The following is a 24,277-nucleotide window of genomic DNA, read 5'->3' as shown; positions in this document are numbered from 1 at the left end:
TCCAGATAGACCATGTTCACTTACTGGTGAGACTTCCGCCAAGCTTGAGTGTTTCGGAGTACGTAGGTTTTTTAAAGGGAAGAACGGCGATAAGACTGTTTAACAAATTCCCTTACTTACGAAAGCATAAATTATGGGGTAACCACTTTTGGCAAAGAGGCTACTTAGTAGATTCAGTGGGAGCAAACGAAGAGATCATTCGTCGATATGTAAGGTATCAACAGAAAGTAGAGGCAGAGGAATCAAACGGTCAGATCAAGCTTGGTTTGGATGGGTGATTCTTTTAGCCCCCTTCTAGGGGGCTGTTCAAAGCCACCTGCTATGCAGGTGGATTTTTTACCAAGAGTGTTTATACATGTCGATTGGTCTATAACGACTTGAAATACGCGCTATCTACAAAAAGACCACTCATTTGAGTGGTCTTTTCATTAAGAAGTTGCCTATCTCTGAAACTGATAGACACTACCGAGCTTCATTATCTGGGTCAGTTCATCCAGCGCGGTGCGAGACTCGACTATCAATTGTGGGTCGGCCAAGTCTGCGGGTAACAAGCGGTCGCGGTAGTGTTTGTCCACCCAGGCGTTGAGGCGAGTAAACAGGCTATCGTCGAGCAGTACATGCTGATTGATGGCTGCCAACTCGGCATCATTCATGGCGACCCTCAGGCGAAGGCAAGCCGGGCCACCACCGTTTTGCATGCTTTGTTTAACATCAAAGTATTCAACTTTTTGAATCGGTGTACCCAGAGTCAGCAGTTCATCGAGGTAGGCTTTTACCGCAGGGTTCTCGGCACAATCGGTTGGCGCTATGATGACCATCTTGCCATCACTCCTACTCAAAAGTTGAGTGTTGAACAGGTAAGATTTGACCGCATCCTGAATACTGACTTTGGCGGTCGGTACTTCAATGAAATGGATATCACCTTCCAGCTTGGCCCGGATCTCTGCCAGCTTGGCCTTGGTATCGACAAAGGCTTGCTCGTGATGAAAAAGCACATTGCGGTTACCGACAGCAATCACATCATTGTGGAATACGCCTTGATCTATCACCTCAGGATTTTGTTGAATAAAGACAGTGTTGTCTTCATCAAGACGATGTAAACGGGCGATAGCCTGTGAGGCTTCCAGCGTTTGTCTGGCGGGAAACTTCTTCGGTTTTATGGACTGAGGGTTGGTAGCTTCCTGGCCGTAAACAAAGACTTCGACTCCGGCATGACCATATTCCTGACACAGGCGGGTATGATTGGCAGCGCCTTCATCACCAAAACTGCTGTGTTCCGGCAGGTGCTGGTGGTGTACAAAATAGCGACTGTCGCTGAAAATGGCCTTGAGAATGTTGCCTGTGGTTTGCGGCTCGATAGAGCGATGCAATTTATCCACCAGGTTGGCCGGGGTAAAGTGCACTCGGCCATCATGGGTATCGGCGCTCGGGGATACGGTTGCTGCATTGGCGGTCCACATGCTGGAGGCGCTGCAACAGGCTCTCAGAACCGCCGGTGCCTGCTCGGCGGCCTTCAGCAGTACTTCTTTATCGGTACCGCTAAAACCTATCCTTCGCAGCGTATGCAGATCGGGGCGTTCTTGCGGTGCCAGCATGCCCTGGATCATCCCCATGTCGGCCAGTGCCTTGGCTTTTTGTAATCCCTGCTTGGCCGCAGCCTTGGGGTTGGCTGCCTGGGCAGCATTGTTCAGGGAGGCGACATTGCCGAACGACAGGCCAGCATAGTTGTGGGTGGGTCCCACCAATCCGTCAAAATTCGCTTCAAAATGCTTCATTGCTTGTCCTTTTGGGGTATTTGAGGTTGTTATAGGGGCCCAATCCAGGCCCTGGACTGGCCCCAGTATACTTGAGCTCCTAGGCTTAACAAGTCGCCCCACAGGGTGGCAAAAGTGCTTTTTCATCACAAATGCATAACTATTACTTGCTTGCAGTGAAATAATGAAATATTAGTTTTTAATTACGCAATATTATTTTGTACAAATTTTTAACCCTGCTTAAAAATTGAGTCGCCGGTACACATAAAAGAGGGATTAACTTGAAAGTCCGAGGACAACCCTCTATATATGGTGCCAATTTTCACCGTTCTGAGATCGTTTGGCGCAAATCACACTATGGGTAAATCGCTAGTTATTGTCGAATCGCCGGCCAAAGCCAAGACTATCAACAAATATCTTGGTAAAGAATTCATCGTTAAGTCGAGTGTGGGTCACATACGTGACTTGCCGACTTCCTCCTCCGCCGACGCCAACGGCAAGGCAAAAAGCGCAGCCGAAGTGCGTAAGATGTCGCCTGAAGAAAAGGCCAAGTACAAGAAGGTGAAAGAGAAAAAGGCTCTGGTTGCCCGTATGGGGGTTGATCCTGAGCACGGCTGGAAAGCCAACTACCAAATTCTGCCTGGTAAGGAGAAGGTGGTAAAAGAACTGCAAGCGCTGGCCGATTCCGCCGATGAAATCTATCTCGCGACGGATTTGGATAGAGAAGGGGAAGCGATTGCCTGGCATCTGCAGCAGGTGATAGGCGGCGACAATTCCCGTTATAAGCGGGTGGTGTTCAACGAGATCACCAAGAGTGCCATCCAGGATGCCTTCAGCAAACCCAGCGATCTCGACAACAATATGGTCAACGCTCAGCAGGCTCGACGTTTCCTCGATCGGGTAGTGGGCTTTATGGTTTCGCCGCTGCTGTGGAAAAAGGTTGCCAGAGGCCTCTCTGCCGGACGGGTTCAGTCGGTAGCAGTGCGTTTGGTGGTTGAGCGGGAAGCCGAAATTAAAGCCTTCGTGCCTGAAGAGTTCTGGGATCTGCACGCCCAGTTGGCGACCGCTACCGATGATGCTCTGACCATGCAAGTGGTCAAGCAAAACGGCAAGGCATTTGAGCCGGTCAATCAAGCCCAGGCGCTGGCTGCTGTGGCAGCACTGCAATCGGCCAGTTATGAAGTGATCGGCCGCGAAGACAAGGCCACTCAAAGCAAGCCCAGCGCTCCCTTTATTACCTCGACACTGCAGCAGGCCGCCAGTACCCGTCTCGGTTTTGGGGTGAAGAAGACCATGATGATGGCCCAGCGTCTCTATGAGGCGGGTCATATCACTTATATGCGTACCGACTCTACCAATCTGAGCCAGGAAGCGCTGGATAACGTCAGAGCCATGATTGCCAAAGAGTTCGGCGACAAGTACCTGCCGGATGCGCCTATTCGTTATGGCAGCAAAGAGGGCGCGCAAGAGGCTCACGAAGCGATTCGACCTTCAGATGTCTCTGTACACGCTGCGTCACTGACAGACATGGAGCGTGACGCTCAGCGGCTCTATGAGCTTATCTGGCGCCAGTTTGTTGCCTGTCAGATGACTCCGGCTCAATATGATGCCACCCGACTCACGGTCAAGGCCGGTGAATTTGAGCTGAAGGCCAGTGGTCGCACCCTGAAATTCGATGGTTGGACCCGGGTACAATCTGCGGTCAAACGCAAGAATGAAGAAGAAGTCACTCTGCCATATCTGGCGGAGGGCGATAAACTGGATCTGAAACAACTGGATCCCAAACAGCACTTTACCAAGCCACCTGCGCGTTACAGCGAAGCCTCTCTGGTTAAAGAATTGGAAAAGCGCGGCATAGGTCGCCCTTCCACTTATGCCACTATTATTTCCACCATCCAGGATCGGGGCTATGTGAAGGTGGAAAACCGCCGTTTCTACGCCGAGAAGATGGGGGAAATTGTCAGTGAACGTCTGGTGGAAAACTTTGCCAACCTGATGAACTATGACTTTACCGCCGGAATGGAGCAGACCCTGGATAACGTTGCTCAGGGGCAACTCGACTGGAAACAGGTGCTTGATGGCTTCTACAAAGACTTCACCAAGCAGTTGCAACATGCCGAGCTGCCACCGGAAGAGGGTGGTATGCGCCCCAACCAGATGGTGCTGACAGACATAGCCTGTCCTACTTGTGGGCGCCCCATGGGGATCCGTACAGGCACTACAGGCGTGTTCTTGGGATGTTCCGGCTACGAATTGCCCCCGAAAGAGCGCTGCAAGACCACGCTGAACCTGACTCCGGGTGAAGAAGCGATCAGCGAGAGCGAAGATGCCGAAACCGAGGCGCTCAGGGCCAAGCATCGCTGTGGCATCTGTGGCACCGCCATGGACAGCTACCTGTTGGATGAAACCCGCAAGTTGCATGTTTGCGGTAACAATCCTGCCTGCCCGGGTTATGAAGTCGAGAAGGGACAGTTCAAACTCAAGGGTTACGAAGGCCCGGTCATTGAATGTGACCGCTGCGGCAGTGATATGGAGCTGAAGAACGGCCGTTTCGGCAAGTATTTTGGTTGCACCAACAACGAGTGCAAGAACACCCGTAAACTGCTCAAGAATGGCGAAGTGGCGCCACCCAAGGAAGATCCTATTCCATTGCCCGAACTCAAGTGCAGCAAGTCTGACGCTCATTTTGTTTTGCGTGATGGTGCCTCGGGTATCTTTCTGGCCGCCAGTACCTTCCCGAGATCCCGCGAAACCCGCGCGCCGTTGGTCTCCGAGCTGGTGGAATACCGTGAGTTGCTGTGGCCCAAATATCAGTTCCTGGCCGATGCGCCGGTGAAAGATGATGAAGGTCATCCGACTCTGGTGAAGTTCAGCCGCAAGACTAAAGAGCAGTACGTGGCCAGCGAAGTTGATGGTAAGGCAACCGGCTGGGTCGCCCACTATCGCGATGGCAAGTGGTTTGCTGAAAACAGCAAGAAAAAGAAAGCCAAGAGCTAAGCTCAACTGAATACTTGAGCCAATAACGCCCTGCAATTGCAGGGCGTTATTGTTTGTGAAAGTGTAAGCTTGTGACCCTAAATGGCAGTATCGGCAGCCTGGATTATTCGGAATAGATTAGTCGAGATAGAATTGGCTGAGAGATCTTTGGGGATGAGCTACTTGGCTGGTAGAGTTCACTTGGCTAGGCAAAACCGACAGCAGCAACAAAAAGCACCCAAGAGGTGCTTTTTGTTGGAGTTTACCGGTAGTAGCTTAAGCTCAAGTTGACGGCTTACCACTTCTTCTTAGGCTGGAACAACACATCGATATCATCTTCATCATTTTTCTGTTTGGGGGCGCTGGGCTGAGCCATCTTTTGCGCGCCCATGATTTCATCGAGCAGTTGCTTGGCTTCATCCACTTTTCGGGCAATAAAGGGATCATTCGGAGTTTGTGCCTTGATGGTATGCAGGGTACTGAGTGCCTTGGTGACCATCTGCCTCGATGAGCCGTATTGTTTCATGTAACTGGCGGCGCGGGCGCGTGACAGCATGCTCTCCACATTGATCCTGAGTTGCAGGCTGTCAATGCGTCCTTCTTCAGCGGCAAATACTGTGGGATCGACTTTGCCCTTGTTATGCTCGGCGCGCAAAATCGCCTTGAGCTTTTTCAAGGTCTGTACCAGCACCAATACCTGACGATCGTTGTCAGGCAGGCGAAAGTTTTCGATGGCCGGTGTTTGAGGGCCGCTGCTTTGCAGATTGTTGATCAGCGCCTCAAGATCAGTCAGCCGCCGCTCATAATCCCCTTTCTGATTGGCTTTGCTCAGGGTCACGGCGATTCTTGCCGCATCCTGAATACGCTTGTAGAGCACCAGAACCATTTGTGAAGAGCAAGGGAACATGCCGGTATTGGAGAGGACTTCTTCGGTTTCGTCCAAAATAGCCCGTTGGCGAGCCAGCTCGGTACGACGTTCGGCCTCGGCTCGCTCTTTTTGTTGCTGAATAACATTGATGCCGATCACCAGCAGAAGAAGCGCGCCAATCAGCACCAGTACAAGAGTAAATGCCATAGCCTTTCCGTAAATTTTATAATTCTGTTAATGCTACAATAAATCAATAAACTAGCCTAGTTATCTTAGTCCAGCATGAGGTATCTGTCCTGAAGATAGTTCGCATTCGTGGCTATATTCCTGTTTGATTTAGTTATTGCTTTATACTATAACCATTGATTATAGATGTCCGGCATTACAACATTCAAATTCTGCTCCTGAATGGAGCAGAAATTCAAGGATCTAAAGATGAAACTGCAACAGCTCAGATATATTGCAGAAGTGGTCAATCACAACCTCAATGTTTCCGCTACCGCCGAAAACCTTTATACCTCTCAGCCAGGGATCAGTAAGCAGGTACGCATGCTGGAAGATGAACTGGGGATCCAGATCTTCGGTCGCAGCGGTAAACACTTGACCCATGTGACACCGGCCGGCGAACAGGTCATCAAAATTGCCAATGATATTCTCGGTAAAGTCGAAAGTATCAAGAAAGTGGCCGAAGAGTACACCAAGCCGGATCAGGGGGAGCTGAATATCGCTACCACAGATACTCAGGCCCGCTATGCTTTGCCGCAGATTATCCGCCAGTTTATTGAACGTTATCCCAAGGTAAATCTGCATATGCATCAGGGCACGCCATCGCAGATAAGCGAAGCGGCTGCTCGCGGGGACGCCGATTTTGCCATTGCCACCGAGGCGATGCATCTCTATTCCGACCTGATTATGTTGCCTTGTTACCACTGGAATCGTTCTGTGGTGGTATCCAGAGATCACCCTCTGGCCAGCCGCAGTCAGATCAGCATTGAAGAGCTGGCGCGCTTCCCCTTGGTCACTTATGTGTTCGGTTTTGACAAGGCCTCGGAAATTGAGCGTGGTTTCCATGGTGCCGGGCTTGAGCCCAGAGTCGTCTTCAGCGCCACCAGTGCCGATGTGCTCAAGACTTATGTCAGATTGGGTCTCGGGGTTGGTGTGATAGCTTCCATGGCGATTGATCCTGTTATCGACAAGGATCTGGTGGCTATAGACGCCAGTCATCTGTTTGCCCACAGTACCACTAAGATAGGCTTTAGAAAGGGCAGCTTCCTGCGTAGTTATATGTATGACTTTATTGAACGATTTGCGCCGCACCTGACAAGGGATGTGGTGGAAAAGGCTGTTGCATTGCGTGATGCGCAGTTGATAGAGCAGATGTTCGCCGATGTCGAACTGCCGCTGCGCTGAGACCACTGCTTAACAGAACCGTCCACAAGTTGGGCGGTTTTTTATGCAGTTACAAGGTTGGAGAAGTAACTGCGGTCATTGCACCTTGGGGATTATTTGACGTTCTCACTAAGCTCTTGGGTAAATTTCAGGAGCCGCTTCACAGTCTGTTGATCTGAATCAAAATGATGGTAATGATATTTATTATCATTTAAGTCTGTCGTTCAACGGACTTTCCGATGATTTTCACTCCTTCCATGACGGGGATCGCCAGCCCATCCCCCTTGCAGTTTGCTTTTAGCCCAAAACGTGCGCCCCATTCCCATGGCGGAGTCAGAGTTGAAGCTCAGCTTGATGCCGGCCAATGGCACGAGCTTTGGCAGCAAACCTCGACCAGCAGCCAGCGTGCTCTTTATCTGCACATCCCTTTTTGCCGAAAACGCTGTAGTTTCTGTAACTTTTTTGAAAATGGCGCCAAGCCGCAAAGAATAGCCGATTATGTTGAAGCCTTGAGCGCTGAGCTGCGCCGCGCCGGCCAAAATCCACTGGTGCAAAGCAGGCCTTTCCAGGCCGTCTACATAGGTGGCGGCACGCCGAGCGACATGACGGCCAGCCAAATTGCACTTCTGCTGCGTTCACTGACTGATTTCCCCTTGAGTGATGATGTGGAAATCACCCTGGAGGGGCGTCTCAACGGTTTTGGCGACGATAAATGGCAGGCGGCACTCAATGGTGGGGTTAATCGCTTTTCATTCGGGGTGCAGAGCTTTGATACCCAGGTGCGCCTTGCCGCGGGGCGTCTGGACTCGAGGGAAAAGGTCATAGAGCGTCTACAGCAACTCAGCCGCCGAAATGATGCACCTGTTATTGCCGATCTTATTTTTGGCTTGCCCTGGCAAGATGAGCGGGTGTGGCAGCAGGATATTGCCGACGTAATTGAAAGCGGCATTCACGGAGTGGATCTGTATCAGCTGATAACCTTGAGTGGCAGCCGTATTCAGCGCCAGCAGCAGAGTGAGGTTGAAGCACCGCGTGCTGACAGTGCTACTCGCGCGCGGATGTACGCTTATGGTACCAAGACTCTTGAGGCTGGCGCCTGGCAAGCTTTGTCCTGTAACCATTGGCGCAGAGATGCCAGAGAACGCAGCCGCTATAACCATATGGCCAAAGCCGGCGCCGAGATCATTCCCTTTGGCGCCGGTGCCGGCGGTAACATTCTCGGGTATGGCATCATGTATGGCCGTGAGCTTTCGGCCTGGCAGCAGGCGCTGAAGCTAGGGAGCCGGCCACCGGCCCATATTACAGCGCCTGTGCCCAAAGGATTTGCCGGCACTATTAAAGGCGCTCTGGACTCAGGCTCCCTGGCATTTTCTCTCCTGCCTGACAGTCTGGTCAGTCACTTGATGCCGCTGTTTTTACGTTGGCAAAGTCATGGTTTGGCAGAGCTCAGTCAAACGGCCTTGGAGTTGTCTATGGCGGGGCGTTTTTGGAATGTCAGTATGCAGTCGGGCTTGTTTGAATACCTTGAGCGCAACCCGCCGGCGGAATATCCATCTGTTCCACAAGAGCGGGAAAATTGTGCTTAAGGTCTGCAAGCTATCAGAAAAAGAGGGTTACAGGCATCGGAAATCTTGTAAACAGGGGGGCAGTATTGAGGCGTTGCCTGAGCAACGCCTCATATGAGCTTTGGTGAACGAATCTACTCTTGCTATCCCCTGAGTCAGCGCAGGGCGGCACCAATCAACATTCGACGATATTAACCGCCAAGCCGCCTTTGGCGGTTTCCTTGTACTTGCTGCGCATATCTTTGCCGGTATCCATCATGGTCTTGATCACCTTATCCAGGGAAACCTTATGATTACCGTCGCCGCGCAGCGCCATGCGTGAAGCGTTGATCGCCTTGACGGCGCCCATGGCATTACGTTCGATACAGGGAACCTGTACCAGGCCGCCGACAGGATCGCAGGTTAACCCCAGATTGTGTTCCATCCCGATTTCCGCCGCGTTTTCGACATGCTCGACCGTACCACCCATGATCTCGGTCAGAGCGGCTGCTGCCATGGAACAAGCCACGCCGACTTCGCCCTGGCAGCCAACCTCGGCTCCGGAAATGGAGGCGTTTTTCTTGTACAGAATACCTATGGCCGCGGCCGTCAACAGAAAGCGGCTACAGACATCTTCATCCACTTCCTGAACAAAGGTGTCGTAGTAGCAGAGCACGGCGGGGATGATACCGGCGGCGCCATTGGTCGGGGCCGTTACCACCCGATCGCCGGCAGCATTTTGCTCATTCACCGACAGGGCAAACAAGTCCACCCAATCCATGGCATTGAGGGGATCTATGTTGTTGCGGCCCTCAGCCTTGAGACGGCGATACAGCGCCGGGGCGCGGCGGCGCAGCTTGAGACCGCCGGGCAAAATACCTTCTTTCTGATAGCCTTTCTCCACGCAGGCCTTCATGGTTTGCCAGATATGCCACAGTTTGGCTTTGACTTCACTCTCTGGGGCTATGCTGAGCTCATTGGCCATCATCAGCGAAGAGATGCTCAGGCCATTGTCGCAGCACAGCTCCAAGAGTTCGCTGGCGGTATTGAAATCGTAAGGAGCCTGGGCAATGGGAGTCGCCGGAGAGGCGTTACGCTGCTGAATTTCATCCTCATCGAGAATAAAACCGCCGCCGACCGAATAGTAAGTGCGTTGATACAAACACTCTCCGGCCTTGAGGGCGTAGAGTGTCATGGCGTTGGCGTGTGCCGGCAGTGTCTTGCGTCTGTGGTAGGTGATGCCATCTTCGCGGGTAAACTTAACCTTACGGCCATCGCTGAGTGTCAGTGTCTGGCTGTCGGCCACCTCTGCCAGAATCGTCTCTATGCTGTCGGTATCGACGGTTTCCGGATCTTCCCCCATCAATCCCAGGATCACCGCCTTGCCGGTACCGTGGCCCTTGCCCGTTTGTCCAAGAGAGCCAAAAAGCTCGGCCTGCAGTTCGTCGACCTGTCCAAGTAAGTCATCTGCAGCCAGTTGTTCGATAAAGATTTTGCCCGCTTTCATCGGACCCACGGTATGGGAACTGGAGGGCCCTATACCTATCTTGAACATATCGAATACGCTAATCATTTGGTTAACCCTGTTGCTGTTTCGTTGTTATTTTAGTCATTGGGAGGCGCATTGCTCGCGCATACGCGGGTTTCGGAGTAACCTTGACCCAGAGTTACTCTGCCCATAGGGCAAGTATCCCATACTTTTGGCCTGGAATATCATTAGTTATTTTTATCAAGCTATGGTCGGATTAGCCTTGCTAACAATGGGATTGACCCTAGTCGCGCTATCCTGGCAGCCATACCTGTATCGGGGCTAACACCATTTCGTACCTTTTTCAGTCGCTTTCATGCGCGGTACCCTGTTGGAGATGTTTATGAGTCACTTAATGCTGGATCTTGCCTCTGTCGAGTTGACGCCAGAGGAGGCCTCTGTCCTGCAGCACCCGGCCGTTGGCGGCCTAATCCTTTTCAGCCGTAATTACCAAGACAGAGAGCAACTGATAGCCCTGATCCGTGCGGTTCGCAGTGTGCGTCCCGAACTGCTGATCGCCGTCGACCATGAAGGGGGCAGGGTACAGCGTTTTCGAAAGGGGTTTACCGAAATCCCAGCCATGGGCGATATATTGCCGGCCGCCGCAGGCTCGCTGGAGCTGGCGACAACCTGGGCCAAAGAGCTGGGCTTCCTGATGGCCGTTGAGCTCTTGGCTTGTGACATAGATTTAAGCTTTGCCCCTGTGCTCGATCTCAATGGTATCAGTCAGGTGATAGGCACTCGCAGTTTCGCCTCAAAGCCCGAGCAGGTCACGGCTCTGGCAGCGGCCTTTATTGAAGGCATGACTGAGGCCGGTATGGCCGCGGTGGGCAAACATTTTCCCGGCCACGGCAGCGTCGAGGCCGATTCCCATATTGCCCAACCGGTCGACCCGCGCAGTTACCAAGAGATTGCCGAGTGTGACATGCAGCCTTTTTCACAGCTGATCGCCAGAGAGATGCTCCAAGGCATTATGCCGGCTCATGTCATTTATCCCGAAGTAGACCCTAACCCAGCCGGTTTTTCATCTTTTTGGCTCAAACAGGAGCTGCGCGGCAAATTGGCCTTTAACGGGGTGATTTTTTCGGACGATCTCGGCATGAAAGGGGCGGCGGTAGCCGGAGACTATCAGGCCAGGGCCAGAGCGGCACTGGATGCCGGCTGTAACATGGTATTGGTATGCAATGACCCTGAGGGTGCCAGAAGTCTTCTGGGGGACTTCCCTTGGCCAGAGAGCAATCCTTTCCCGGCTGCAACATTAAGGGCCGACCCCGTAAAGGTAATGCGTGCATTACAGGATGAAGTACGCTGGGACCGGGCCCGCGAGCTGGCGGCCAGAATTTCATCCACAAAAAATTGATTTGGCACAATATAGGTGCAAACTAACTTGGTTAGTTTGAAACCTGTATAACCATGACTGGAAATGAGACTTGAGGAAACAAAATGATTTTGTATTTTCACGGATTTGATGCCACCAGCCCGGGTAATCATGAAAAAGTCAGGCAGTTACAGTTCATTGATGATGATGTGCGTCTCATCAGCTACAGCACCCAGCATCCCAGACACGACATGCAGCATCTGCTGAATGAGGTCAGTAAACAGCTTAAACTCACCGATGACCCCCATCCATTGATCATAGGTGTGGGGCTGGGTGCCTATTGGGCCGAGCGAATCGCTTTTCTGTCCGGGCTCAAGGCGGTATTGGTCAACCCCAATCTGTGGCCGGAGGAAAATATGCCCGGCAAGATAGACAGGCCGGAAGAGTATGCCGATATTGCCAGCAAATGCGTGACCGATTTTCGCAGTAAGAACCGTAACCGTGCCCTGTGCCTGCTGTCGACCGAGGATGAGGTCTTGGATAGCACCCGCAGTCATGCCTTGCTCAGCCGCTATTATGAAGTGATTTGGGACAAACAACAGAGTCATAAGTTTGCTTCGCTGGCGAGCCATTTGACTCAGATAAAAGCCTTCAAGCAAACAGAGGGGGTTGAACGGGTAGGATAAATATCCACTCATACGGTAAATTGAGTGCTTTTTGTGATCCAAGTCACGAGAGTGCCTCCGGGTTGTTTTTCAGTTTGTTTCGCTGGTTGCATCGGGCCATTGACTGTGTAAAGTTACCAACCATGGCGAGTTTGATACAGAATGTTACATTCGGTTATTCATACAGTGCCAGACCTTTTGCGTATGTCGCCCGATGCAGCTAACACTCTTTTGTTAGCTGTTTTTTTTGCTTTTTTGTTAATCAACTGCTTGATTTATAAGCATGGCAACACAAGGCCACCAAGACAAGTCTACAAGGAGACGCCCATGAAGCGGGTGCTGCTGACTGTGAAAGGCAAGGTGCAGGGAGTCTGTTTCAGACGCTTTACCCAGCAAAAGGCTCAGTCACTTGGGGTGACAGGCTATGTGCGCAACAAAGAAGATGGTTCGGTCGAGGTGTTGGCGCAGGGCGCCTTCCCGGCGGTCGACCACTTGATTGCCTGGTGCGAGCAAGGGCCACCTCAGGCACGGGTCGATGGGGTGTATGTAGAGGAAGACGAGGCAGATGAGATCTACCTCGACTTCTCTATCAGTGATTGATCAGGGCTCTTCGCCACCATCGGCTTGAGTTTGGCTGCCCGGCTGGGCCATACGCCTTACCTGTAGGATCATCCCCATTCTGGGATGATCGAAGTAGTGTATTTCCCCGCTGCGAATACGGCGATTCTGTTCCATGGGAATGCTGTAAAGAAAGGGGGTTTGCAGCTCAGGTTCGCCTTCCTGGGTGGCCAGAGATTTATAGCCGGCCTCCCTCAAGTTAAAGCGGGTTTCCACATAGAGATAATGGCTGAGATAGATATTCAAAAGCCCATCGAACTCCCACACCGCCTTGGGTGTTTTGGGGACCATCAAGCTCCCAAGCGCTGCGTATTCCTCACTGCCCATTTGATTTGGTTCACTTAGGCCATTGCCTATTGCCTGCCCAGGCAGTTTGTCTTCCGACAAGCCATTCAAAGAGGAGCTTGAAGTCGTGTCCAACTGGCTCTGGGGTAAACCTGACTGCCTGAACTGCGAGCCAAAGTTACGGCCACCAAAGAGATGCATCGCCTCTGCTCTATGGCGAGGTTTCATCTGTTGCTGCCAGGTGAGGTGCAAAAGCCCTTTCAAACCGCTCTGCCGCTTGAGGGCATTGATAACACCGCCAAATTGGGCCTGGTTCTCACTGAGCAGCAAGGCGCCGGGTTGGCCGGCTGTGCTGCTGTCTCTGGGACTGATATTCACAGGCAACTGCTTGGGCATACGGATTTCCGCTTGCCGCTGTTGGCAAGGCAAACCGGCGGCATCCGCTTGAGTCGTGTTATCGGTCTGGGCCAGAGATATCACTTGGCCTGCCTGAAGGGGACGGCCGCGCTGTGAGTCAAAGGTATCTTTATTGAGAGCCTTATCTGCTGCGCTGTCTGCGGATTGAGATTGCCATTGCGGATCACAGTCTCCCACAGCCATGCTGCTTGAGCTGATTTCGGTGGCGACCTGGGGAGTGATCAAGTCTATGGTCTTGTTCAGCTTGAGCTCCAGCGGCGTATCCGGCCACTTTTCCGTGCTTGGCCCGGGGCGTTCAAACAGGTATACCTCGACTTCGTACCAAGGGTATTGTGCCGCCTGCAATACAGGCGAAAGTGTCAGCCCCAGAGCCAGGGTTGCCAGCATATTTCGATACACTATTTTTCTCCCACAGTGTGTTGTGCCAGTTGTTGCAGCAGTAGACCCACTATCTCCAGGCGTTCTTTACTGCTTTCGGCCGCAAGGGTGAACTTTAACTTATTCGGTCCATCCATTCGATAGATTTGTGGCTGGGATTGCAACAGGCCAATGATAAAGCCGGGATCGATAATATGATCGTCACCGAACTCGACACTGCCGCCGTGGGCGTGAAAATCCAGTTTCTTCAGCCCGAGCGCGGTGGCCTGATGCTTGTACAGTGTCAGTTGCATCAGGTTACGGGTGGCTTCAGGCAACAAACCGAAACGGTCAATCAGTTCTACCTTGAGCTCATCCAGCGCCGCTTCCGTAGTGCAGTTGGCTATCCGTTTGTAGAGCGACAGACGAATATTGACATCGCCCACATAGTCTTCCGGCAACAGCGCCGGGATCCTCAGCTCGATTTCGCACTGCTCGTTGAGCATCTGCGCCAGGGATGGCTCCTTGCCCTGTTTCAGCGCCTTGACCGCCGACTCCAGCATCTCCATATAGAGGCTGAAACCTATCTTGGAGATATGGCCGCTCTGTTCATCCCCCAGCAATTCACCGGCGCCGCGGATCTCCAGATCCTGAGTCGCCAGCATAAAGCCGGCGCCAAGATCTTCCAGAGCGTCAATCGCTTCCAGACGCTTGCGGGCATCTGAGGTCATGCGTTTCGGATGCGGGGTCATCAGATAGGCATAAGCCTGGTGATGGGAGCGGCCAACCCGACCCCTGAGCTGATGCAGCTGCGCCAACCCGAAGGTGTCGGCCCTCTCTATGATGATGGTGTTGGCGCTCGGCACATCGATACCGGTTTCAATAATGGTGGTACACACCAACACGTTGTAGCGTCTGTGGTAAAAATCGGACATTACCCGCTCCAGCTCGCGCTCACGCATCTGGCCGTGGGCTACTACCACTCTGGCATCGGGCAACAGCTCGCGCAACTCCTCGGCGCGTTTCTCTATGCTCTCCACATTGTTGTGTAGGTAATAGACCTGGCCGCCACGGAGGATCTCCCGCTCTATGGCCTCACGGACACTGGCCTTGTCGTATTCGCGCACGAAAGTTTTCACCGCCAGGCGTTTGGCCGGCGGGGTGGCGATAATCGACAGATCCCGCATGCCGGACATGGCCATATTCAGGGTGCGGGGAATAGGGGTCGCCGTCAGGGTGAGAATATCCACATTGGCCCTGAGCGCCTTGATCTTCTCTTTCTGCCGTACCCCGAATCTGTGCTCCTCATCTATGATAAGCAGGCCGAGGGAGTCAAATTTCACCTCGCTGTTGAGCAGCTTATGGGTGCCGATAACAATATCCACCTTGCCGTTTGCCAGGTCGGCAATCACCTGTTGCTGCTCTTTGGCGGTGCGAAAACGGGACATGACTTCAATCTGCACCGGCCAGTCGGCGAACCTGTCCTTGAAGTTTTCATAGTGCTGCTGAGCCAGCAGCGTCGTGGGCACCAACACCACCACCTGTTTGCCGGCGTTGACGGCAACAAAGGCGGCGCGCATGGCCACTTCCGTCTTGCCAAAGCCCACGTCACCACAGATCAGACGGTCCATAGCCACCGGTGACTGCATATCGGCGAGAACGGCGGCGATGGAGGTTTCCTGATCCACTGTCTCTTCGAACGGGAAACCCTGGGCGAACAGGGCGTATTCGGCCTCATCCAGTTCACAGGCCTCGCCGGGGCGGGCCTGACGGCGAGCGTAAACATCCAGCAGCTCGGCGGCCACATCGCGAATGCGCTCTATCGCCTTCTTCTTGGCCTTGGCCCAGCTCTCGTTGCCCAACTTGTTGAGGTTGGGGGATTCATCCGGCGCCACGGCGTAGCGGCTGATGAGGTGCAGCGATGACACAGGCACATAGAGTTTGTCGCCACCGGCATATTCCAGCTTGAGGTATTCGGCCACCACGCCGCCGGTATCCAGGGTTTCCAGCCCCTGATAGAGGGCGACCCCGTGTTCCAGGTGCACTATGGGTTGGCCGACCTTGAGCTCGGCGAGGTTTTTAATCAGGGCATCGCTGCTGATCTGCCGCTGTTTTTCCCGCCGTCTCTGCTGGGAGATCCGCTGACCGAAGAGTTCGGTCTCGCAAATAATGCTCAGCTTGGGCTCATGGAGTACGCAGCCCTTGGCAAGGGGTGAGACGATTAACCCCAGCTGTGCATCCGAGTCGATAAACGCCTTGAGATGCGGGAACAGTACCGGGCGCAACTCTATCTTGGCCAGCAGCTCCATCAGCGCCTCGCGGCGGCCTTCGGATTCGGCGCTCAGCAGGACTCTGCCTGCCGAGGTGATATAGTCGGCCAATGCCTGCAAGGGCTGCTTCAGCTTATGGTTGACCGAGATATCCGGCAGCGCGCTTACTGCAGCCAATTGCTGCTGTTTTTGGGCATCCACCAGGCTCAGTTGCAGTCTTGGCCAGCGCTTGAAGGCTGCAAACAGCTGCTCGGTCAACAGATATAGGTCTGCCGGGGCCAGCAGGGGCCGCAGCGGATCGACCCGCCTGTCTTCATAGCGATTGCGCACCTGCGTCAGATGGGTGTCGGCGGCCTGCTGCAGGTCGCCCAGCGTCAGCAGTTGCACATCGCCGGCAAAATAGTCGAATAGGGTCGCGGTTTCGTCAAAGAACAAGGGCAGGTAGTTTTCGATACCGGCGGGCATCAAATGGCGGCTCACCTGCTGATAGATGGACTCGGGCTCTTTAACCAATACTTCAAAATAGCGCCGATAACGCTGGCGGAAGCCTTCTATGGCCCGTTCATCAGTGGGGAACTCCTTGGCCGGCAGCATTCGTACCTGCGACAGGGGTTCCTTGGATAGCTGGGTTTCAGGATCGAAATGGCGAATCGATTCCACTTCATCATCGAACAGTTCAATTCGCAACGGCTCGGCTGAGCCCATGGGAAAGATATCCAGAATCGAGCCGCGAATGGCAAATTCGCCATGTTCATAAACCTGACCGACCAGATGATAACCGGCGCTGACCAAGTGCTCGCGCATCTGTTGCAGGCTGTAGTTGTCGCCCTTATTCAGCAACATCACATTGGCCGACAGGAAAGACTTGGGCGGCAGTCGCACCATCAGGGTGTTGATGGGCACTATTACCAGGGCGCGCTTGGCACTCGGCAACCTTGACAGGGTTTCCAGCCGCTGGGAGATTAGATCCTGATGCGGCGAAAAGCTGTCGTAGGGCAGGGTCTCCCGGTCGGGAAACAACCACACGGGCAGGGCATCACCCAAAAGGTATTTGAGTTCGGCTTCCAGTGTAAGGGCGGTTGGCGTATCCGCTGTTACCAACAGGCTGACACCTTGATGTTGGCGGGCGAGGTTGGCCAAGGTCAGCGCGCGCTCCACGCCTTCGCCGAGGCCGAGATGGCGTATCTCGCCGGCCTTTGGGGCACCCTCAGGCGCCAGTACAGAAAACTTATTCATTGAAGATGTGATAACAGATTCATTCTGAATGGATTGCGCACCATTGTAGAGATTTAGGATGGCTCGTGCCAGTTGGGATCCTGACTGGCCTTACGCCGCTTGAGCTGCTTTTGTTGCACGCTGAGACTGGCCTTGACCAAGAGTTCGATATCGGCATCCTGGATCACCCGATAGTCGAGATCAGCCAGAAACTGGCCTTCATGGCCTGGGTCGGCGCGGCATTCCCGCACCGAGGCGATGCACTGCAAGGACAGGATTTCATCGCGAATAAACAGGGTCAGCTTGCAAAATGTACCGGCGTCCAGTGCCTGGGGTAACTGCACCCGCACGCCGCTGCCGCCAAATTGCACCCCGGGGCAGTGTTGGCCTTCGCGGCTCTCCTGCTCCAATACGTGCTGTAACACCAGATCTATCTTACGGGACTGGAGTTTGAGGTAGTCGACTATCGCCCGGCCCTCATCGCCGAGTTGCCTCAGCTGCAACAAACAGCCGGCTTCCAGCGCCTTGACCTCGCTCATCAGTTTCAAGCCGGTGGATTGCATCGCCAGCAGTTGGCTCTCGGTCGGCAAGGGAGTGTCCTTGGGCCAGAGGCTGAGATAGACATCGAAGGCGTGGGGCACGCTGAAGTATGGATTGGATTCAGGAAACAAGGTCCCGCCTCTTGTATTTACCCGGTCAATCCACCTATTATCGTGCCCACTTCATTGATTTAGCAAGCGCAGCGCACAGGACATGCTATCCCTCTCATGAATCCGGGACTCTCATTTTACATAGGTTATCGTTACTGGCGTGCCCGCAAGGCCAACGCTTTTGCTTCCTTTATTACCTTCTTCGCCGTCAGCGGGATTTTTCTCGGGGTGGCAGCATTGATTATTGTCAGCTCTGTGATGAACGGCCTGGAAGGCCAGCTCAAGACCCGAATCCTGGGGGCTATCCCACAACTGACGGTACATACAGACCACTCTTTTGACGACTGGCAAAGCTTTAAAGTCGATTTGCAACAATTGCCCGGCGTGCTTGGGCTGGCGCCCTCGGCGACCACCCAGGCGATGGCCCAGTCGGCCGATAATATCAGTGCGGTGCAGCTCTATGGCATCTACCCCGAGGCCGAGAAAAATCTCTCGGTTGTAGCCAAACACGCCTATCTGGATGCCTTCGATTCGCTCAGCAGCGGCAGCTACAGGGTGTTGTTGGGCTCAGAGCTGGCACGGCGGCTCAATGTTGCCACCGGTGACAAGCTGCGTCTGCTCAGCGGTGATGGTGTGGTGTACTCGCCGCTTGGGCCTGTTCCCAGCCAGCGAATTTTTGAAGTGGCGGGTATTTTTGAGATGGGTTCTCAGGTCGATGCCGGGGTGGCTTTTCTGCACTATGAAGATGCCCGCCGCTTGATGCGTCAGTCGCCAAAGCAAATTCAGGATCTCAGGCTGTTTCTGAGCGACCCCTTCAGCGCCCCGGCGCTGACGCCCAAGGTTGAACATTTGTTCGAAGCTAAGGGCGTTGAGGTGAGCGTCAGCGACTGGCGTGACAGTTATGGCCATCTCTTCGCCGCGGTGAAGATGGAAAAGAACATGATGTCTTTGATGTTAAGCCTGATTGTTGCGGTGGCAGCCTTCAATATCGTCTCTGCGCTGGTGATGATGGTGGTGGATAAAACTGCCGATGTCGCCGTGCTCAAGACCCAGGGGCTGGGCAGGCTGGATATCATGACGATTTTTATCTCCCAGGGCTCCCTCAATGCCCTGATAGGCCTGGCGCTGGGCTTGGGTGTTGGCATAGTGGCCACCCTCAACATCAATCCGCTGCTGTCGACCTTGGGGATCGCCGTATTGGGCGCCGGACAGAGGTTACCCGTGCAGCTGGAACCGCAGCAACTGGTGCTTATCGCCATCGGCACTCTGCTGATGACCCTGGCCGCCACCTTGTACCCGGCTATTCGGGCCGCCCGGGTAGAACCTGCGACTGCACTTAGATATGAATAAGAGAATCAATACCATGCAACAAGCCGCGCTCCTTGAAGCCAAAGCCGTCAGCAAGAGTTATCAGGAAGGTAAGCTCAGCACCAAGGTGCTGGAGCAGGTCGACCTCAAGGTGTATCCGGGGGAGCAGTTGGCGATTGTCGGCAGTTCGGGCTCGGGCAAGAGTACCTTACTGCATATTCTTGGCACCTTGGATAGGCCTTCTGCCGGTCAGGTGTTGCTCGAAGGCGAGGATTTATACAAGGCCTCGGCTTCCCGCCAGGCACAGCTGCGCAATCAGGCGATGGGCTTTATCTACCAGTTCCATCATCTGTTACCCGAATTCAATGCCCTGGAAAACGTGGCCATGCCGGGGCTGATTGCCGGTCGACCCAAGGCGGAAGTGCGAGCACAGGCCAGGGCCTTGCTCGAAAGAGTGGGGCTGGGACATAGATTGGATCACACCCCGGCGGAGCTTTCCGGTGGTGAGCGCCAGCGGGTGGCCATTGCCAGGGCCTTGATCAACAGCCCCAAAGTGGTACTTGCCGATGAACCTACGGGTAACCTGGATGCCCACAGCGGCGAGGCTGTCTATGAGCTTATCCGCGAGCTGGCCTCGCAACTGGGCACGGCTTTTGTGGTGGTAACCCATGATCATCAACTGGCGGCCAGGATGGATAGGCAGCTGCAGATGGTCGATGGTCGTTTGTCGGCGCCGGAGGCGGGTCAATGACGGCGCATCCCGCCTTGCTGCCCATGGTCATCGGCTGGCGCTTTTACCGTGCCCGCCAGAGCAGCAGCTTTATCAGTTTTATCTCTTTTGCCTCCACCGCAGGTATCGCCCTCGGGGTTGCCGTGCTTATTCTGGTGCTGTCGGCGATGAACGGCTTTGAGCGCGAGCTGGAGCAGCGCCTGCTCGGGGTTGTGCCCCAGGGGGAGTTGAGCCAGGTCCGTGAACCTATTCACGACTGGCGTCAGATAGTGTCGGACGCCGAGCAAATCGACGGCATCAGCGCCGCCGCTCCGCTGGTACGCATGCAGGGGTTGGTGCAAAAGCCGGGCGGTTTTGTCGGCTTGTCTGTGGTGGGGATTAACCCCGAGGCCGAAGCGCGGGTTTCGACCCTGAGTCAGTATCTGACACAGGAAAGCTGGCAGAGCCTTGCGGGCGACAGCAATCATATCGTGCTGGGCCAGGGGATGCTGGACAAACTGGGACTTAAAGTGGGTGATCGCCTGACCCTCTATCTGCCATCACCCCATGGCAAGGGCAGTGGTCAACTGGCGCAGGCCCGCAGTCATTCGTTGTTGATAAGCGGCAGTTTTCGTCTCGGCGGCGAGCTTGAATACACCACGGCTTATGTGCCCATGGCCTATGCCCAGCGCCTGCTTGGGCTTGGAGACGAGGTGACCGGGGTGAGAATCAAGGTTGAACGTGTGTTTGAAGCGCCGCGGCTGATTCGCGAGCTGGGTTATGCCCAGAGCCAGACTTTGTATCTCAACGACTGGACCCGCACCCAGGGGCATCTTTACCAGGACATTCAGCTGGTGCGCACCGTCATGTATCTGGTGCTGGCATTGGTAATAGGTGTGGCCTGTTTCAACATAGTCTCCACCCTGGTAATGGCGGTGCGTGACAAGGCTTCGGAAATCGCCATCTTGATGACCATGGGACTTAAGCGCGGCGCCGTGATGCTGGTATTTATTGTCCAGGGTGCGCTCAATGGTGTGCTCGGCTGCGCCATAGGAGCTCTACTGGGGGTACTGCTGGCCAAGAATCTCTCGGCCATCGCCAAGGGGATTGAGCAGTTGACCGGGCATAAGTTGCTCTCGGGGGATATCTATTTTATCGATTTCTTGCCATCCAGGCTCGAGTTGGCAGACGTACTGGTCGTGGTGGCTATGGCGCTGCTGATGAGTCTGCTGGCTACCTTGTATCCGGCGTTCAGGGCCAGTCGAATCGCCCCGGCAACCGCCCTGGCCGGGCGCTGATAAGCGACAGGCACATCCTAAATAGCAAGAACCCGGCCATCGCCGGGTTCTTGGTTTTGGTTGGCTGAACATGCTTTGGGTTGCCAAGTTTGGTCAGCGCTAAGACTAGGTATCCCTGAATTGTGCCGCTCCAGTGATGTTACTGCCAGCAGCAATTACTTACGTCGTTTTTGCCACTGCAGATAGATGGAGTACTGCCAGGCACTCTTGATCACAAAATATCCCGTCAGGGCACTGACCACACCCAATACCAAACAACCGAGCAGGAAAGGTGGGCCTATGGTACTGATGGAAGATTCTATCCAGGCCCAACTGGCTTCGAAGGTAAACTGCTGCGGCGGGTGATTGAGCAGCTTGGCGCCTATCAAATAGGCCAGATAAAACATGGGCGGCATGGTCACAGGGTTGGTAATCCAAACCAAGGCGACCGACACCGGCAGATTGACGTGGAAGTAGATTGCCAGCGCGGCGGCCAACACCATTTGGAACGGCATCGGCATCCAGGCAACAAACAGGCCTATGGCGAAGGCGCCGGGGGCAGAGCGGCGATTCAGTGCCCAGAGGTTGGGTTTGTTCAGCAGGCTGCCGAAGATCTTGAGGTGTTTATGATTCCTCAGTTTCTCCGGATCGGGCATGAATCTCTGAATGATCTTTTTTGGCATAGGCTTGGATTGCTGTCTTAAATTACTCAATGATGAATCAATGCTTATGGGGCTTTTGCATCGCTGTACTCTCGGCCATGCTTTGGCCTTGGATACCGCCCTTATTCTCATTGCCAATTATTGCAGTGCTGCTGGTCTTGTGCCTCAGAGTCTTGAGCGGGAGCTGGGTTCCCAAGGGAAGTGCTTTGCTCTATGGTGCTTTGGGCGGCGTGCTGTGGGTCAGTGTTTACTGTCAGTTAGTTATTGATATTAAAAGCCTTACTGACTCATCATCCAGCTCTGAAACGTCTGTTACTCAGACACTGCGGGGCGAAATCATATCACTAGTTTCTGCAAACGGCGACTGGATCCGTATGGATATTCGGCCAATTGATGATAATTCTTCAACCCTGTTGGCACCCCTGGCCGCCATGTGGCGTTTGAGCTGGCAGGGGGATGCATTGCCGTCACCGCAATTGGGTGAGGTGTGGCAGTTTGAAGTCAAACCCAGATCCTTCGCCGCCGTGCTCAATCAGGGTGGCTTCAATCGTCAGCGCTATCTGCTTGGCGAGCGGATAGCCGCCAGAGGCCAGGTGATATCAGGTGAGCGGCTGTTGCCATCAACAGGGCTCAGGGCCCGATTGGTCACGGAATTAACCCCAGTATTGGTTGGAATAGAGGGCGGCGATCTGCTGCTGGCGCTGACCTTGGGTGAGCGGTCACTCTTTTCCAAGGCGCGCTGGCAAGAGCTGCGTCAATCCGGCAATGCCCACCTGGTGGCGATTTCCGGTCTGCATCTTTCGGTTGTTGCCTTCTGGTGTTATCTGCTGAGTTTTGGAGCGCTCAAACGTTGGGCACCCGCCTATGGACGGCGCAATTTGGTGTTGGCATCTTTGGCTGCGTTGCTGATGGCACTCTTTTATGCCTACCTGGCGGGCTTTGCCATTGCCACCCAAAGAGCCTTGCTGATGCTGTTTTTGCTGGTGCTCTCTTCATTAATGATGCGCTATGCCTCGGCCTGGGATCGGCTGCTGTGGGCGCTGGCCTGTGTGCTCTTGATTGACCCCTTGGCCAGTCTCAGCGGCGGCTTTTGGTTGTCATTCTCGGCACTGGCGTTAATTTTGCTGAGCCTTAATCATCCAGTTCATAATCCTAACGCTCTGGAGCAGAAGCAAGTGCTGACCCACTGGCCTGCAAAGCTCAAGCGCTGGGCCTTGGCATTTTGGGCGATACAGTGGCGTCTATGTCTGGGGCTGTCGTTACTGCAGGCGGTACTCTTTGGTGCCGTGACGGTTCACAGCCTGTGGCTCAACTTGCTGCTGGTACCTTGGTTCAGTTTACTGGTGATCCCTCTGGCGTTGCTGGCATTGCTGCTGTGGTCGATATTTTCCGCTCTCGGCATGGATGCCGTGGCACTCATACCTTGGCAATTGGCGTCTCTCAGTCTCTGGCCGGTGCAAAAATTATGGCAGTTCAATAGTCAGCTTCCCGGCGGCTGGCTCATGCTGCCGCAGGCTCTCAGCGCCGCGGCGCTGTTGCTGTTTCCGGCATGGCTTTGTTGGCGTATGTTGCCCAAAGGGCGGGGAGTGGCCATGCTGCTGATATTGCCCTTTGTTCTGCAGCTCGGGCTATGGCTTGGACTGCTCAAATCCAAGGGCTGGCAGTTACATATGTTGGATGTGGGGCAGGGGCTGGCTGTGGTGGTACAAAAGGGGCCTAATGCATTGCTCTATGATACAGGTGCGGCTTTTGGCGAGCGTTTCAGTTACGCAGAGCGGGTGATAGTGCCTTTCCTTGGCGCCAAAGGCGTGACCAAGCTCGATTTCCTTATTGTCAGCCATGGCGATAATGACCACGCCGGTGGTACCCAAGTGCTGATGCAGGCCTTTGACAAGGCAGGTTTGATAACCGATGTCCCTGAGCCCAAGAGCAGTCATCCAAAGCGTTGGCACAGGGGCTGCCGTCCGGGGATGTTCGAGTGGCAAGGGATAGAGCTGAACTTTCTCGGCCCCGAGCAGCCAGAGCCAGGCAACAACGGTTCCTGCGTGCTGCAACTCTTCGATGGACATCATAGGGTACTGTTGCCGGGGGACATAGAGCTGGCCGCCGAGGTTGCCTTATTGCACAAAAAAGGCTCACTTGAGAGCGATATTTTACTGGCGCCCCATCATGGCAGCCGCACTTCATCTCACCCAGAGTTTATCGGTGCTGTGGCGCCGAAATGGGTGTTGTTTGCTGCCGGATATGGCAATCGTTGGGGATTTCCCAAAGAGGAGATACGTTTGAGATATCACGCCTTTGGAGCCCAAGCCTTGATTTCCGGCGAGCTGGGGCAGGTGAGTATCCACTTTGATAGCCAAGGTTATACAGTGCACCGTTACCGCGAGGATCTGGCGCCATTTTGGTATAACCGCTTGTTTGGGTTTGGTATGGCAAGGAATCCAGAGTAGAATGGCGACTTTGTCAT

Annotated in this window: 18 protein-coding genes; 11 read left to right on the top strand and 7 right to left on the bottom strand. The window is 54.1% G+C overall.

Annotation, left to right across the window (positions count from 1 at the left end; translation table 11 throughout):
• Positions 1 to 278 (top strand): IS200/IS605 family transposase (tnpA, locus tag N512_RS24080; RefSeq protein WP_028780493.1); only part of this gene is annotated, 278 nt, incomplete at its 5' end.
• A gap of 162 nt (positions 279 to 440) precedes the next feature.
• Here tnpA and astB read toward each other — a convergent pair.
• A complete protein-coding gene (gene astB / locus N512_RS0112035; protein WP_028780492.1) occupies positions 441 to 1,775 on the bottom strand; it encodes an N-succinylarginine dihydrolase in 1,335 nt (444 codons plus the stop codon).
• A 336-nt stretch (positions 1,776 to 2,111) separates the two neighbouring features.
• On the opposite strand from astB, the gene topA reads away from it, so the two are divergent.
• The gene (gene topA, locus N512_RS0112030; protein WP_028780491.1) at positions 2,112 to 4,751 is read left to right on the top strand and encodes a type I DNA topoisomerase; all 2,640 of its coding nucleotides are present in this window, start codon (positions 2,112 to 2,114) and stop codon (positions 4,749 to 4,751) included.
• Positions 4,752 to 5,025: 274 nt separating this feature from the next.
• On the opposite strand, the gene N512_RS0112025 is transcribed toward topA, so the two are convergent.
• Positions 5,026 to 5,805 carry a hypothetical protein gene (locus N512_RS0112025; RefSeq protein ID WP_025011035.1) on the bottom strand — a complete coding sequence of 260 codons (780 nt, stop codon included), beginning with the start codon at positions 5,803 to 5,805 and terminating at the stop codon, positions 5,026 to 5,028.
• A 228-nt stretch (positions 5,806 to 6,033) separates the two neighbouring features.
• Here N512_RS0112025 and cysB point away from each other — a divergent pair, with 228 nt between their 5' ends.
• Positions 6,034 to 7,008 carry an HTH-type transcriptional regulator CysB gene (gene cysB, locus N512_RS0112020; protein WP_025011034.1) on the top strand — a complete coding sequence of 325 codons (975 nt, stop codon included), beginning with the start codon at positions 6,034 to 6,036 and terminating at the stop codon, positions 7,006 to 7,008.
• Positions 7,009 to 7,226: 218 nt separating this feature from the next.
• Positions 7,227 to 8,573 carry a heme anaerobic degradation radical SAM methyltransferase ChuW/HutW gene (gene hutW, locus N512_RS22925; RefSeq protein WP_051472785.1) on the top strand — a complete coding sequence of 449 codons (1,347 nt, stop codon included), beginning with the start codon at positions 7,227 to 7,229 and terminating at the stop codon, positions 8,571 to 8,573.
• Positions 8,574 to 8,727: 154 nt separating this feature from the next.
• Here hutW and N512_RS0112010 read toward each other — a convergent pair whose 3' ends face one another.
• Complete coding sequence (locus N512_RS0112010; RefSeq protein ID WP_025011033.1) at positions 8,728 to 10,104, bottom strand: L-serine ammonia-lyase; 1,377 nt, start codon at positions 10,102 to 10,104, stop codon at positions 8,728 to 8,730.
• 298 nt (positions 10,105 to 10,402) lie between these two features.
• On the opposite strand from N512_RS0112010, the gene nagZ reads away from it, so the two are divergent.
• From nagZ to N512_RS0111995, 3 genes are all read left to right on the top strand, one after another.
• Complete coding sequence (gene nagZ / locus N512_RS0112005; protein ID WP_028780490.1) at positions 10,403 to 11,419, top strand: beta-N-acetylhexosaminidase; 1,017 nt, start codon at positions 10,403 to 10,405, stop codon at positions 11,417 to 11,419.
• Positions 11,420 to 11,502: 83 nt separating this feature from the next.
• A complete protein-coding gene (gene ycfP, locus N512_RS0112000) occupies positions 11,503 to 12,063 on the top strand; it encodes an alpha/beta hydrolase YcfP (RefSeq protein ID WP_028780489.1) in 561 nt (186 codons plus the stop codon).
• Between the two features lie 306 nt (positions 12,064 to 12,369).
• Complete coding sequence (locus tag N512_RS0111995; protein WP_025011030.1) at positions 12,370 to 12,642, top strand: acylphosphatase; 273 nt, start codon at positions 12,370 to 12,372, stop codon at positions 12,640 to 12,642.
• On the opposite strand, the gene N512_RS0111990 is transcribed toward N512_RS0111995, so the two are convergent.
• Genes N512_RS0111990 through N512_RS24660 form a run of 3 tightly spaced genes read right to left on the bottom strand, consistent with a single transcriptional unit; the run spans position 12,643 to position 17,875 of the window.
• Positions 12,643 to 13,761, bottom strand: coding sequence for a CsiV family protein (locus tag N512_RS0111990; RefSeq protein ID WP_037474887.1), 1,119 nt, complete (start codon positions 13,759 to 13,761; stop codon positions 12,643 to 12,645).
• On the bottom strand, positions 13,761 to 17,225 hold the full coding sequence (mfd, locus tag N512_RS0111985; RefSeq protein ID WP_028780487.1) for a transcription-repair coupling factor: 3,465 nt from the start codon (positions 17,223 to 17,225) through the stop codon (positions 13,761 to 13,763). Before mfd ends, N512_RS0111990 begins: the two co-directional genes overlap by 1 nt.
• A gap of 53 nt (positions 17,226 to 17,278) precedes the next feature.
• Positions 17,279 to 17,875 (bottom strand): hypothetical protein, encoded by a 597-nt coding sequence (locus tag N512_RS24660; protein WP_028780486.1) that lies wholly within the window; start codon positions 17,873 to 17,875, stop codon positions 17,279 to 17,281.
• A 96-nt stretch (positions 17,876 to 17,971) separates the two neighbouring features.
• Between N512_RS24660 and N512_RS0111975 the strand changes: the two genes are divergently transcribed.
• Genes N512_RS0111975 through lolE form a run of 3 tightly spaced genes read left to right on the top strand, consistent with a single transcriptional unit; the run spans position 17,972 to position 21,169 of the window.
• Positions 17,972 to 19,204, top strand: coding sequence for a lipoprotein-releasing ABC transporter permease subunit (locus N512_RS0111975; protein WP_028780485.1), 1,233 nt, complete (start codon positions 17,972 to 17,974; stop codon positions 19,202 to 19,204).
• Positions 19,197 to 19,913, top strand: a complete 717-nt coding sequence (gene lolD / locus N512_RS0111970; RefSeq protein WP_051472784.1) for a lipoprotein-releasing ABC transporter ATP-binding protein LolD — start codon at positions 19,197 to 19,199, stop codon at positions 19,911 to 19,913. The genes N512_RS0111975 and lolD overlap by 8 nt, the downstream gene beginning before the upstream one ends.
• Positions 19,910 to 21,169 carry a lipoprotein-releasing ABC transporter permease subunit LolE gene (gene lolE / locus N512_RS0111965; RefSeq protein ID WP_028780483.1) on the top strand — a complete coding sequence of 420 codons (1,260 nt, stop codon included), beginning with the start codon at positions 19,910 to 19,912 and terminating at the stop codon, positions 21,167 to 21,169. Before lolD ends, lolE begins: the two co-directional genes overlap by 4 nt.
• A gap of 155 nt (positions 21,170 to 21,324) precedes the next feature.
• Here the strand turns inward: lolE and N512_RS0111960 are convergent, their stop codons facing one another.
• Positions 21,325 to 21,831, bottom strand: a complete 507-nt coding sequence (locus N512_RS0111960) for a DUF2062 domain-containing protein (RefSeq protein WP_025011025.1) — start codon at positions 21,829 to 21,831, stop codon at positions 21,325 to 21,327.
• Positions 21,832 to 21,860: 29 nt separating this feature from the next.
• Between N512_RS0111960 and N512_RS0111955 the strand changes: the two genes are divergently transcribed.
• Positions 21,861 to 24,260, top strand: coding sequence for a DNA internalization-related competence protein ComEC/Rec2 (locus N512_RS0111955; RefSeq protein WP_331280389.1), 2,400 nt, complete (start codon positions 21,861 to 21,863; stop codon positions 24,258 to 24,260).
• Positions 24,261 to 24,277 lie beyond the last annotated feature (17 nt).

Source organism: Shewanella sp. 38A_GOM-205m (assembly GCF_000518445.1).
Classification (GTDB): Bacteria; Pseudomonadota; Gammaproteobacteria; order Enterobacterales; family Shewanellaceae; genus Shewanella; species Shewanella algae.
This window is presented reverse-complemented; position numbering and strand designations above follow the sequence as displayed.

What these genes read in the sequence shown, in the direction of transcription:
- astB (WP_028780492.1), bottom strand. Translation starts at nt 1,775, where the DNA reads ATGAAGCATTTTGAAGCGAATTTTGACGGATTGGTGGGACCCACCCAC.
- topA (WP_028780491.1), top strand. Translation starts at nt 2,112, where the DNA reads ATGGGTAAATCGCTAGTTATTGTCGAATCGCCGGCCAAAGCCAAGACT.
- N512_RS0112025 (WP_025011035.1), bottom strand. Translation starts at nt 5,805, where the DNA reads ATGGCATTTACTCTTGTACTGGTGCTGATTGGCGCGCTTCTTCTGCTG.
- cysB (WP_025011034.1), top strand. Translation starts at nt 6,034, where the DNA reads ATGAAACTGCAACAGCTCAGATATATTGCAGAAGTGGTCAATCACAAC.
- hutW (WP_051472785.1), top strand. Translation starts at nt 7,227, where the DNA reads ATGATTTTCACTCCTTCCATGACGGGGATCGCCAGCCCATCCCCCTTG.
- N512_RS0112010 (WP_025011033.1), bottom strand. Translation starts at nt 10,104, where the DNA reads ATGATTAGCGTATTCGATATGTTCAAGATAGGTATAGGGCCCTCCAGT.
- nagZ (WP_028780490.1), top strand. Translation starts at nt 10,403, where the DNA reads ATGAGTCACTTAATGCTGGATCTTGCCTCTGTCGAGTTGACGCCAGAG.
- ycfP (WP_028780489.1), top strand. Translation starts at nt 11,503, where the DNA reads ATGATTTTGTATTTTCACGGATTTGATGCCACCAGCCCGGGTAATCAT.
- N512_RS0111995 (WP_025011030.1), top strand. Translation starts at nt 12,370, where the DNA reads ATGAAGCGGGTGCTGCTGACTGTGAAAGGCAAGGTGCAGGGAGTCTGT.
- mfd (WP_028780487.1), bottom strand. Translation starts at nt 17,225, where the DNA reads ATGAATAAGTTTTCTGTACTGGCGCCTGAGGGTGCCCCAAAGGCCGGC.
- N512_RS0111975 (WP_028780485.1), top strand. Translation starts at nt 17,972, where the DNA reads ATGAATCCGGGACTCTCATTTTACATAGGTTATCGTTACTGGCGTGCC.
- lolD (WP_051472784.1), top strand. Translation starts at nt 19,197, where the DNA reads ATGAATAAGAGAATCAATACCATGCAACAAGCCGCGCTCCTTGAAGCC.
- lolE (WP_028780483.1), top strand. Translation starts at nt 19,910, where the DNA reads ATGACGGCGCATCCCGCCTTGCTGCCCATGGTCATCGGCTGGCGCTTT.
- N512_RS0111960 (WP_025011025.1), bottom strand. Translation starts at nt 21,831, where the DNA reads ATGCCAAAAAAGATCATTCAGAGATTCATGCCCGATCCGGAGAAACTG.
- N512_RS0111955 (WP_331280389.1), top strand. Translation starts at nt 21,861, where the DNA reads ATGATGAATCAATGCTTATGGGGCTTTTGCATCGCTGTACTCTCGGCC.